This is a genomic window from Paenibacillus sp. FSL L8-0494 (assembly GCF_038003695.1).
Taxonomy (GTDB): domain Bacteria; phylum Bacillota; class Bacilli; order Paenibacillales; family Paenibacillaceae; genus Paenibacillus_AQ; species Paenibacillus_AQ odorifer.
The window spans coordinates 3,610,744-3,622,240 of record NZ_JBBOPQ010000001.1; the positions used below are offsets into that span (position 1 = coordinate 3,610,744).

Annotated in this window: 10 protein-coding genes; 9 read left to right on the forward strand and 1 reads right to left on the reverse strand. The window is 43.6% G+C overall.

All coding sequences use genetic code 11. The features are described from left to right. The first annotated feature begins 96 nt into the window (after positions 1-96). The 8 genes from treR (at position 97) to NYE35_RS16480 (ending at position 10,134) form a co-directional block, all read left to right on the forward strand. A complete protein-coding gene (gene treR, locus NYE35_RS16445) occupies positions 97-816 on the forward strand; it encodes a trehalose operon repressor (RefSeq protein ID WP_038571269.1) in 720 nt (239 codons plus the stop codon). A gap of 651 nt (positions 817-1,467) precedes the next feature. After that, complete coding sequence (locus tag NYE35_RS16450; RefSeq protein ID WP_341121670.1) at positions 1,468-3,285, forward strand: glycosyltransferase; 1,818 nt, start codon at positions 1,468-1,470, stop codon at positions 3,283-3,285. A gap of 19 nt (positions 3,286-3,304) precedes the next feature. After that, positions 3,305-5,611, forward strand: a complete 2,307-nt coding sequence (locus NYE35_RS16455; protein WP_341121672.1) for an exosporium glycoprotein BclB-related protein — start codon at positions 3,305-3,307, stop codon at positions 5,609-5,611. 53 nt (positions 5,612-5,664) lie between these two features. Further along, a complete protein-coding gene (locus tag NYE35_RS16460; protein WP_341121673.1) occupies positions 5,665-7,494 on the forward strand; it encodes an RCC1 domain-containing protein in 1,830 nt (609 codons plus the stop codon). Between the two features lie 161 nt (positions 7,495-7,655). Further along, a complete protein-coding gene (locus NYE35_RS16465; protein ID WP_341121674.1) occupies positions 7,656-8,666 on the forward strand; it encodes a phosphotransferase enzyme family protein in 1,011 nt (336 codons plus the stop codon). 137 nt (positions 8,667-8,803) lie between these two features. Next, a complete protein-coding gene (locus tag NYE35_RS16470) occupies positions 8,804-9,391 on the forward strand; it encodes a DUF1349 domain-containing protein (protein WP_076099164.1) in 588 nt (195 codons plus the stop codon). 159 nt (positions 9,392-9,550) lie between these two features. Beyond that, positions 9,551-9,814: a hypothetical protein gene (locus tag NYE35_RS16475; RefSeq protein ID WP_081383901.1), complete on the forward strand. Its 264-nt coding sequence runs from the start codon at positions 9,551-9,553 to the stop codon at positions 9,812-9,814. Between the two features lie 128 nt (positions 9,815-9,942). Continuing rightward, a complete protein-coding gene (locus NYE35_RS16480) occupies positions 9,943-10,134 on the forward strand; it encodes a hypothetical protein (RefSeq protein WP_036677120.1) in 192 nt (63 codons plus the stop codon). A 93-nt stretch (positions 10,135-10,227) separates the two neighbouring features. Here the strand turns inward: NYE35_RS16480 and NYE35_RS16485 are convergent, their stop codons facing one another. Further along, entirely contained in the window at positions 10,228-11,040 is an 813-nt protein-coding gene (locus NYE35_RS16485) for a class I SAM-dependent methyltransferase (protein WP_076296638.1), read from the reverse strand. Positions 11,041-11,264: 224 nt separating this feature from the next. On the opposite strand from NYE35_RS16485, the gene NYE35_RS16490 reads away from it, so the two are divergent. Further along, the gene (locus NYE35_RS16490) at positions 11,265-11,408 is read left to right on the forward strand and encodes a hypothetical protein (RefSeq protein WP_176462520.1); all 144 of its coding nucleotides are present in this window, start codon (positions 11,265-11,267) and stop codon (positions 11,406-11,408) included. The last annotated feature ends 89 nt before the right edge of the window (positions 11,409-11,497 follow it).

Here is an 11,497-nt window from a genome sequence, read left to right on the forward strand (position 1 = left end):
TATAAGAATTTATATGTTCAACGCTATGAATTCCCCTCCAATTGAATCGATGCTTCCAAAGGCATGACGTGATACAATAAAGGGCGGTGATCAAAATTGAGAGAAAATAAATATTTGCAAATTTATAATGAATACAGCAACCAAATCCATTCTGGACAACTGCTGCCGGGAACCAAGCTGCCTTCCGAAAGTGAACTCGCCGAAGCTTACGCCACTTCACGAGAGACCGTGCGCAAAGCGCTGAATCTACTTTTCCGAGAAGGATATATTCACAAAATTAAGGGAAGAGGCTCCTTTGTGCTTGACATGACCCGAATGGATTTCCCCGTTACCGGTTTGATTTCATTTAAAGAGATGGCCGATACACTGGGTACTGCCTCGCGGACACTGGTAGAGCGGACGATACAAGAGCCGGCAGGCTCCGCTCTCGCCAGACATCTGCAGATTCCACCTGAAACTCTGGTTTGGAAGGTTGTTCGTGCCAGAGAGATTGAAGGTGAACGGATCATTTTGGATAAGGATTATTTTCGTGCGGATATCGTTTCCTTCCTGAGTGCGGAAATCGCCGAGGGCTCAATCTATGAATATTTGGAGCTGGAATTGGGCCTTAAGATCAGTTATGCGAAGAAGCTGATATCTGTTGAACCTTCCACAGAGGAGGATCATAGACTGCTCGATTTGAAGAATTTTACGCATATTGTAGTAGTACGAAACTATGTTTATTTGGAGAACACGGTGCTTTACCAATATACCGAGTCTAGACACCGGCTGGATAAATTTCAGTTTGTGGATTTTGCTCGGAGGGTGAGACGATAAGCTAATCAGAGGGTGTCCCAGTTTGGGATACCCTTTTTTTTATGAGAGTTTCCTGAGAAAAAATACAATCCGAATATGAAATATGAAATCTCTATTTCTTTCATCATTATCAGGTGTGTTGGATCTATTCAGTAAAAGTTGAGTAAATTTCCGATACAAGAGCGCTTTAGAGGTTCATTCTCACCGTTCGCAAAAACGATATATTAAGAAAAAAACTGCCCTCAGAGGCAGTTTTTTTCTGTAAGACGATCGAATGTTGAATCTCAATAGGAACAGATAAATGATTAACGACCCTATCTTTTCATGTAAAACCCATTAAACACCATATTGTCATATGACAAAAGTGATGACAACCCACACTATTTAAATGTTCTTTATACATATATATTGTTGGAATATGGAAACAGCGATACCTTCGTTGCCAGTCGTAACAAATACGGTATACGTTGCATGCCAGAATTAGTAGGTGGAAATTTCCTGCATTCTGTAAAAATTATTTATTGCATTAATAGAGCAGAGTTGCATACCCGGCTGTCTTTTTAAGCTTATCATTATTTGTGAAACTGGCTAATAGCAACTTTGGTTGTCTTGAATGCAACGCTAATAGAATGGTAGATTTAGGGAAAATGTCGAATATAGGAGGAAAAGCGATTGAATATTAGCATTATATTGTTGGCTCAGCACTTTAACCTGACCGTACAATGTCTGGATCGGATTAAGAAATATACGTCCATGTCCTATGAGCTGATTGTCGTCTCGGATAACGAATCTGCCGAAGTGTCGAATTACCTTGCGTATGAATACGGCGTTCATGTCATTCATAGCCGGAGCAAAGGGGTTGCAGCAGCATTCAATCTGGGCGCGGTGTCATGTTCGGGAGATCATCTTGTATTCATCCGCGATCAGATTATGGTTAACGAGGGATGGTTAGAACAGTTGTCGGGCTGTCTGGATCATCATCCGAATGCTGCAATCGTGGGTCCGAGGATGAATGACGTTAGCGGGGCTCAACAGATTCCGATTGTATATCAGAATATGGAGCAACTCTATCAGTCGTCATCGATGCTTTCCATCGGGAAATCAATGTCTTGGACCCGGGTTCCTAGACTTGTCAGTTTACTAATGATGATACCCCGTCGCTACTTTGAGCAGATCGGGTCCTTTGATGAGCGATTTGAGGTCGAATCTTACGAGGATGACGATCTGTGTTATCGCACGTTATCTATGAACCTGGATATTTACATAGCCGAAGGATGCGTAGTCTTCCGGAATGAACCTCCTTCAGTAGATCCCAATGATCCTGATTGGTACAATAACCGATTAATCTTAAATCGTGCTATGGCCATAAGCAAGTGGGGATTCGATTTAACTTCTTCCTTGTATAGTGGCACAAGGAAAGTCACTGTCAGCCTATGCATGATCGTAAAAAACGAAGAGTACACCTTAGGGCGTTGTTTATCCAGCGTGAGGGAGCTTGTCGATGAGATCATTATTGTGGATACAGGTTCGAGTGATGGAACCAAAGAGCTCGCGGCATCTTATGGAGCACAGGTTTATGATTTCGAATGGGTGAACGATTTCTCCAAAGCAAGAAATTATGCCTTCAGTCTCGCTACTCAAGAGTACCTGCTGTGGTTGGATGCGGACGATTATCTGCAGTTAGAGGATGCAAAGGCTCTCCAGTCCATCGTATCCGATCTACCATGGGATATCGATGCTGTATCGATGCATTATTATCTCGACCGTGACAAAGACGGAAGTGTAACTTCGAGCTTGAGACGTAATCGCCTTCTAAGACGAAATTGTGAATTCCGTTGGATTGGAGTCGTTCATGAGTACCTTGAGGTCGCAGGCAATGTGTTCTATGCCGAGTTAGGCATAACACATGATCGAAAGCATACGCAGTCCTCGCGTAATCTTCTCATCTATGAGGGGATGTTGAAAGCGCAAACGAGGTTCACTCCGCGGGATTTATTTTATTATGCCAACGAGCTATACGATCACGGCCAATGGCAGCGAGCGATAAAGCAATATGATGCCTTCATTGTCATGCCGAATGGCTGGTTGGAGGACAAGCTACTTGCGAGTCGGCGTGCCGGAGATGCATTGTCACAATTAGGTCTCTTTCAAGAAGCCAAGCTTAAAGTACTTCAAGCTTTTGCCTTGTCGCCTCCCCGAGCCGAAGCCTGTTGTCAATTAGGGTCTTATGAGCTAATCGAACAACGGTTCGAGAATGCTGCTTTTTGGTACAAGCTAGCCACGGAAGTACCAAAGCCGACTGAGCTTAACGCTAGAGTAGACCTTCCGGCATGGACGTGGCTGCCGCATTTGCAATTATGCGTCTGTTACGATCGCTTAGGACAATACGAACAAGCGCATTATCACAATGAGATAGCTGGGGGCTATGTACCGGATTATCCGAGCGTCATGGTTAATCGCGATTATTTGAAGCAATACATAACTTTATAAATTTGAGGGGGATTTAGTAATGGCAAGATTAAAGAGGACGAAGGCAAGTGGCAAGAAAAGTGGCAAGCAGTTAGCTTACAAGAGCTCAATGGCATTTATTCTGATGAGTCAGTTGATTGCACCCTTGAGCCCTGCTTATAGCAGTATTCTACCCCGGGCAAGTGCAGCAGCTTACAGTGATGTCGATTCTACCTCATGGGCATATCAGTATATCACTAAAGCTTCCACGCTTGGGGTAATCGAAGGAGACGGTACCGGCAACTTCAGTCCTAACCGTCCAGTCACGAATCAGGAAGCGGTTGTTATGGTGCTCAGGTTCATGGGATATGAACAGCCTAAGGTTACTAGTGGAAGTCTACCCTTCACCGTAGATTCTTGGGCTACTGCTTGGATACAACAAGCGATTGACATTGGCCTCGTGGTTCCAAGCGAGGAAGGGAGACCCAGCACCGTAATCTGGGGAAAAGAGCAAGCAAGTCGTGAGTGGATAACACGTTTAATTATTCGTGCCGCAGGCAAGGAATCCGAGGCTATCGAGTTTAGGGATAGCGACATAGGTTTCTCGGATGCATCAGACGCATCGGACTGGGCAGCAGGCTACATTAATGCCGCAGTTAACCGCAAGGTCATATCTGGCTTCCCTAATAATACTTTCAAGCCTAAGCAGACGGCTACTCGCGCCGAGTTTGCAGCTATCTTGTCTAAGACTGAAATATTTGCGAGCAAGGTATCCGATCGGATTATCCATGGCTCTGTCGTCTCGATGTCCAAAAATTCGATCGAACTCTTAAGCAGCAGCGGTCAGACAGAGAAGTTCGAAATCAATAGTAAATCTGTTCTGTTCGGGGACCATGGCAAGGGCGTGTTTCCTGCGGGATCTTTGGTGACGCTTATTCATAATGGAGGAATGGCATCCTTCGTTGAAGTGTTGGGATTAGGGGCTGTAGGCCAGACTAGTTCGAAAGGGGAAAAAGGAGACACAGGTGCTACCGGCCCAGCGGGTCAAAATGGGGCATCTGGTTCAAGTGGACCGCAAGGTGTCACTGGTGCGACCGGAGCGACTGGTGCAACCGGAGCTGTCGGGGCAATTGGGGCTGTTGGAGCTACTGGCACAACCGGGGCTACTGGTGCTAATGGAGCGACTGGTGCTGTCGGAGCAACTGGTGCTGTCGGGGCTACTGGGGCTGTTGGAGCTACTGGAGCTACTGGTGCAACCGGAGCTACTGGAGCTACCGGTGCTGTCGGGGCTACTGGAGCAGCCGGAGCAACTGGTGCTGTCGGGGCTACTGGAGCAGCCGGAGCAAATGGGGCAACAGGTGCCACGGGTGCTAACGGTGCAACTGGCGCTAATGGAGCGATGGGGTCAACTGGCGTAACGGGTGCACAGGGTATTCAAGGGATAACCGGTGCTCCCGGATCGACTGGCGCAACTGGCATTGGTCTTGATAGCATTGCTCCGTTCAATTCAGCGACTTCCTATCATGCAGGACAAGTCGTTACTTATTTAGGAAGTATCTACATCGTTACTATAAACAACCCATCTGGAGTACCTTCTGATATAAATAACGACTTTACCCTGCTTGTCTCTAAAGGTGAAACCGGAGCTACCGGGGCACAAGGAGTTCAGGGAATTCAAGGCGTAACTGGCGATACAGGCGCACAAGGAGTTCAAGGGGTGACTGGAACTACCGGAGCTACAGGTGCAATAGGAGTTCAAGGAGTAACTGGCGCAACCGGAGCTACGGGAGTACAAGGAATTCAAGGGGTAACCGGAGCTACCGGGGCATCTGGCGCATCAACTATAATTCCATTCTCTTCCGGATCACCAATTACTGTAACAACAATCGTCGGGGGATTAAAAGGTACAGTTGCGATGCTTGGATTTGGCAGTTCGTACTCAGGAGCTAGTATAGTAGGTGGAAAAATAGATTTAACCAGAAGTAATGGTTCTGATCCTACAAAAGATCCGTACAACCAAGCGTTTATCGTTCCACGTAATGGTACGATCACTTCAATATATGCTTTTTTCAGCCCAACTTTAGCGTTTTCTTTAATAGGCACGACCATAAACGTTCAAGCAGAAATATATAAAGCGGATAGTAATAGCAACAGTTTTACACCTATTATTGGTTCAGCAGTATCCTTGGCGCCTAGTTTGACAGGAATAATTTCTATTGGATCTACTAGTGACGGATCAGTCAAAGGCATAAATACGGCTGTTCAGGCTGGCGATCGCTTAATGTTAGTGTTCTCTTCGACGGCTTCCGGTCTAAGCTTGATAAATACTGTAACAGGTTATGCCAGCGCCGGAATTGAGATTAAGTAATTCAAGATTTGAGGTAGGAACCATCCATTTTATTTGATAGGAAGTGATTAAAAATGGCAAGGAAGCTATTTCCGATAAAAAAAATGAGCTTAATGTTGGTGTTAGTTCTTATATTTCCATCCGTCATTCAATTCCCGTCTGTAGGAGATGCAAAAGGACGCTCTTTTGAACAAGTAAAGCTATTGGTTGCACCAGCGAATCTGGCAGTCAGCGATTCAACCTCCACAAGCATTCGCCTTACCTGGGATGCCGTAGAGAGAACCTCTAACACGGATGTGAGTTATAAGGTAAATCTAATGGAGTCTACCAATCCTAGCGTAACCGATGTGGTCTATACCTTCGATTCAGGCGAATTAACGGAGTATACGGTGAAGGGGTTGGTTTCCGACCGGAGCTATACATTTACGGTCCAAGCCGTAAACATATCCGGACCCGTGTCAAAAACAAGTCCACCTTTAACCGCAAGTACGCTTCCAGCGGAAGCGTACCCACCAACAACGAAGGAAGAGAAACTCCCTCTAACCGATCAAGAATCACCGAGTACGCCCGAGCTAACTCTTTTCAGTCGCACATCAGATAGCATTAGCTTGGCATGGATTTCATCCGAGGATAATGTCGGAGTTGCGGAATATGTTCTATATAAGGACTCTGATCTGTTGGCAGAAGTAACAGTTAGCACAACGGTCTACACGGCCGTCGACTTGAAGGCTGGACAGGAGTATACCTTTGTAGTACAAGCTATAGACGAAGCAGGGAACAAATCAGCAATTAGTAACGAGTTGAAGGTTAGTACACTTGATGTTGTAAGTAATGTTGGTCCCATTATGAGCATGGGCAACGGGAATTCCTTTCATACATTGACTGTACAGCCGGATGGTACCGTATGGGCTTGGGGCAATAATAGGATGGGCCAGCTCGGTGATAGCACAACCATTGCTCGTAATAAGCCTGTGCGAATTGTTGGCTTGCCGGAGATAAGCGCCACATCCGTTGGACAAGACCATTCCATCGCGCTCGCGACGGACGGAACGATTTGGACATGGGGAAGCAATAGCGTGGGCCAGCTGGGTAATGGTACGTCGGCGCCCCAGCTTGTGCCGCAGCAAGTGACTGGATTAGTGAATGTCATAGCGGTTCAAGCAGGTGAGCAGCATTCGTTAGCGTTGTTGTCCGATGGAACGGTGTGGGCATGGGGACTTAACACATATGGGCAGCTTGGAGATGGAACCACCGAGGATAGTGCATTACCGGTGCAGGTTGCAGGTTTGGACTCAATCGCATCGATCTCAGCCGGAGCCTTTCATAATCTAGCGGTTAGCCACGATGGTCAGGTTTATGCATGGGGGTTCAATGCCTACGGTCAGCTCGGAGATAACACAAAAATCGACCACGTGACCCCAGTGCAGGTTGCTGAGTTAAGCAGCGTTACTTCCGTATCTGCCGGCTTTTATCACAGCATGGCAGTGAAAAAGGACGGAACCGTATGGAGCTGGGGAACGAACGTTAAGGGAATCTTGGGGGATGGGACAACCGAAGATCATTATACTCCCGTTCAAGCCTTGGATCTTGGTTCAGTTATCAGTGTATCCGCTGGCGCCTTGCATAGCATGGCTCTGAAAAGCGATGGAAACGTATGGTTATGGGGAGCGAACAATGAGGGCCAGCTCGGTGGTAGTGCTGAGTCGGAGCGTTCCCTCGCTTCTAAGCTCAACATTGGCAGTCGTATCGTCGCTATTAGTGCAGGTTATATGAGCGGCGGTGCGGTTAGTGAGGAGGGGACCTTGCTGACCTGGGGGTATAATGGGTTAGCCCAGCTTGGTGATGGCACTTATACTAATGTCATAGAACCTGTTGCAATTTCGCTTGTAGAAGAATCTTATTAGATTTAAAGAGTAGGGAATTTCATGCCTAAATGGCAATGAATTCCCTATTTTTATAGGTGAGTCAAAAAGAGAAAAATCTTTTCATATTCATTCTTTATCATTACAGCTATCCGTTTAGACTGTTAAAATGATGGAAGTATGGTAGACAAAGGAGATAAGCAATGAATAACGGTTTTCAGATCAATACTGAGGAGAATCGACTCCGAACTCTGAGACAAGTAAAGCAAGCGGCCTTTCATGCTTTGCAGGAATACGAAATAGACTGGAACTCCATTCACTTCATTCAAGTATCCGAACATGTCACCTTCCGCATTGTAAGAGAAGTGGGGGAACAGTTCTTGCTCCGTATTCACCCGAATAACAAACAACGCGAAGGAACCATTTCAGAAATAGAGTGGTTGTTCGCATTGAAGAGTAAGGGCCTCATCTTGCCCGAAGCTGTAATCAATCGTGAAGGGGCCTTTATTACGGAAACGTCGGTGTGTGACGGACAACGGTTTTATTCGAGCTTAATGAGATGGGTCGAGGGAAAGCATGTAGACAAAAGCGAACTAACGGAGGAAGGCATCCGTAAAACAGGATCATTGATGGCAAAGCTTCATGAGGCCAGCTCTGATTTTAGTCCTTCCAGCGGCTTTACTCGTCCTTCTTGGGGTGCACTGAGCTTTAAACGGGACTGGGATCACCTAAGTCTACATCGCAAACATTTCATATCGGATGAGGGTTTTAAGTTGTATTCCGTAGCTGCCACTAAAGTGGCAACATGTCTCGAAACGATCACAAGACATGAACAAAATTATGGGATGATCCACGCGGACTTACATAATGGAAATGTCATTTTTCAGGATAATGAACCGTACCCTATTGATTTTGGCAGGTGTGGCTTCGGCTACCATCTTTACGATATAGCTCAGGCTATTATGGGATTATACCCAACACAAAGAGCTTATTTCGTCGAAGGATATCAGAGAATCAGAAAGCTGGAAGATGAACATATAATGAAGCTAGAGTGCTTCTTAGTCATGGCAATAATCGAAGCCTATAGCTTTCATGCAGAGAATCCGCTAGAGACCGAGGGTTTGATTGAAGAGCAGCCATATGCTCAAGCGATTTTGAGAGCTTATGTGAACGGGACAACCTTTTTATTTAATTCTCTGGATACTTCAATATAAAAGATTAGAAAATAATGTGCGTTATATTCTTCAAATGGTATTATTAGGATGAACTGCTGAAAACTATTTAAATTGTATTTGGAATCTTAGCAATGAAAATGGTTGACAAAACTTTATAAAAAGTGAGGAGTAGAGCAATGAACTTTAATAAAGAACAGCTTTTTTGGATAAATCCAATCAATGATTATTCTATTACAGAAAACAGGATTGAATTTGTAACGATGCCGAATACAGATTTTTGGCAACGAACCTATTATGGTTTTAGAAATGATAATTCACCTGCACTGTTAATGAAAACTGCTGAGAAGTATTTTTCATTTATAGTAAGAACAGATTATGATAGTGCAAATAGATACGAGCAGTGTGGGATAGTCATCTATCAGGACAGTGACAATTGGTTCAAAGCATCGGTAGAATATGAAAATGAGGAATTCCAAAGACTTGGAAGTGTGGTTACAAATCACGGATATTCAGATTGGGCAACAACAGATATCGATGCAAATATTAAAACAATGTATTATAGACTAAGTCGACGTGAAAGTGATTTCTGTATTGAAAGCTCTTTGGATGGAACTACGTTTGAACAGATGCGTATTTTTCATTTGTTTGAAGGGAATGAGGAAATAAATTTTGGCTTATATGCTTGTAGCCCAGAGAATTCTTCATTTAAAGGCGTTTTCACGGAAATGGAAATTACTGAGTGTAAGTGGTTGGAGCATAAATAGTCGTTTACACAGCTGAAAGTGAATATTACTCAATAATGGCCTTCCTATAAAGGAAAGGTCTTTTTTAGTGGAGCGGTTATAAAGTTGTCATCAGTTTCCATTTTCTACAGTTATCCATGTGGTAAAATTAGGATAAGTGGATCTTGGGAGGAGAGGACATTGAGTCTTGTGATGATCATTTTGTTACTGTTCTTAAATATTCCAGTATATAGATTTTTGTTTCGCGTGTTCTTCGAGGATAATGATGATTATAACGAATCGATTAGGCATACTTTTACGCCTAACATCATTTCTTTATTCCGGGGAGAGTATTGGAAGGATAGAATGAATACGGCAAGACTTCAGTTTTTTATACTCATTTGCGGTGGGATTGTTGTTTTGGAATACCTTGTTTTGCATAAAATAATTGATATTTTTCGTTAAATAGAACTTCATTTAGAAACTTCTGCTTATGGTGAGCAGGAGTTTTTTTATCTTGCATAAGCACCGCTCTATTATGGAAAACTTATGTAGTGCGAATAAACAGCATGAATCCATTTTGCGAGGTGATAATGATGACAAATCAAGATCCGCAGGAGCTTCTTAAAAGTAAACATAAGCTAGATGAGCAGAAGAGGCAGTTCACAAATTTTGCCCGAAGTGCTTCCGGTCATGGTGAAGTAGAAGCAGGCCAGGAATTCAGTAATGACCGAGTGCCAGATGATCAAAACCGTATGAAATCTGTTGAGAACAGACAAGATTGATCTTAAAAAAGCTATCAAATAAGCCGATCCTTTTCTGGATCGGCTTAGAATAATAATTATTACGTTGTAAGGTTGTTCAATAGGTATCGGATGCTAGAGTTTTCTTGCTTTAATTACAAAAGTTACAGGAAGCATCTTTGCTTTTTTTGCAAAATCGCTTTTATCGTCCCGCGACTGCATAAGTTCATCATCAGATTGCTCAATCATTTGCTCAATAACAAATCCAGCTTTAGAGAGCGCATTCACATAGGTTGATAATTTACGATCCGATAAGGTTAGCGTACTTTCTTCAAGAGATACTGAATACCAAGATTCATCGAAATAACATTTTTTGAAAACAAGCATATCATTTTCTGCAACAACACATTTGTGTATAGGGTGAGACCAGCTGAAAATAAATGTTCCATCTTTTTTAAGGTAAGAAGCAATCCGGCTAAAAGTACCCTCAAGGTCTGTTGTCCAGCCTATGGCATAAACCGAATAAACAAAGTCAAAATAATCCTCTGGCAGGCCACATTCTTCTTCCATGGGAGAACAGATCAAATTTGCTGAAAGTCCGTGCGCCGTCAAAAGTTGCCTAGTCTTTTCGATTTGATTCTCTGATATATCCGTACCCCATAGTTCAGATGCATTGCGTTCCCCCAAATATTGCAAAGATTGACCGCTTCCACAGCCTATCTCCAGCAACTTTTTCCCTGAGACATCACCAAAAAGTTGACATTGTTCTTCTGAGACAAATGCTCCATATAAAGGTAGTGCGGTAGCTCCTAAAACATCATTTCCTTTTGTATCCCAAAATAAGCTGTTTGTTTCATGAATAGCATTCGTATTCATATCGACCGAGATGGCGACGCCAACCTCACCCGCGCCTATAACGTTTGTTCTATAACCAGAATTTTTGTCCATGCAGACACCCGCCCCAAATATAGATTATATAAGCCTAAACATATCTCCCGACTTGCGCGTAATCCTAATAACATATATCGAACACGAACAAGCTGAGGTATCAACCATAGAATAATCTACCATTTTTCTATTAACATATCTACCCAAAATTTTCCACTAAAACTTCCATTTATAATAAAGCATGAATTTCTGTTCCACTCGCAGGGGGAGAAGAATACGTATGAATGGAACGATATATGAATTACGGTCAGGATCAATTTTTCTTGCTGCTCCATTCGCTAGAATGGCGATTCTATCATCAGGACCTATACGAGGTGATCTCAATAAATTATTTTGCCAATCTGGATGCCTATGGGTTTGTTCACTAAATAGCGCAATTATCTGGTTGTCCGTTTGACTGCAGATCAAGCGACGTTAAAGTTATTGGATGTACGCCATATTGAAAACTATAACAAAC

What these genes read in the sequence shown, in the direction of transcription:
- NYE35_RS16470 (WP_076099164.1), top strand. Translation starts at nt 8,804, where the DNA reads ATGAACTTTAATAAAGAACAGCTTTTTTGGATAAATCCAATCAATGAT.
- NYE35_RS16465 (WP_341121674.1), top strand. Translation starts at nt 7,656, where the DNA reads ATGAATAACGGTTTTCAGATCAATACTGAGGAGAATCGACTCCGAACT.
- NYE35_RS16455 (WP_341121672.1), top strand. Translation starts at nt 3,305, where the DNA reads ATGGCAAGATTAAAGAGGACGAAGGCAAGTGGCAAGAAAAGTGGCAAG.
- NYE35_RS16480 (WP_036677120.1), top strand. Translation starts at nt 9,943, where the DNA reads ATGATGACAAATCAAGATCCGCAGGAGCTTCTTAAAAGTAAACATAAG.
- NYE35_RS16460 (WP_341121673.1), top strand. Translation starts at nt 5,665, where the DNA reads ATGGCAAGGAAGCTATTTCCGATAAAAAAAATGAGCTTAATGTTGGTG.
- NYE35_RS16490 (WP_176462520.1), top strand. Translation starts at nt 11,265, where the DNA reads ATGGAACGATATATGAATTACGGTCAGGATCAATTTTTCTTGCTGCTC.
- NYE35_RS16485 (WP_076296638.1), bottom strand. Translation starts at nt 11,040, where the DNA reads ATGGACAAAAATTCTGGTTATAGAACAAACGTTATAGGCGCGGGTGAG.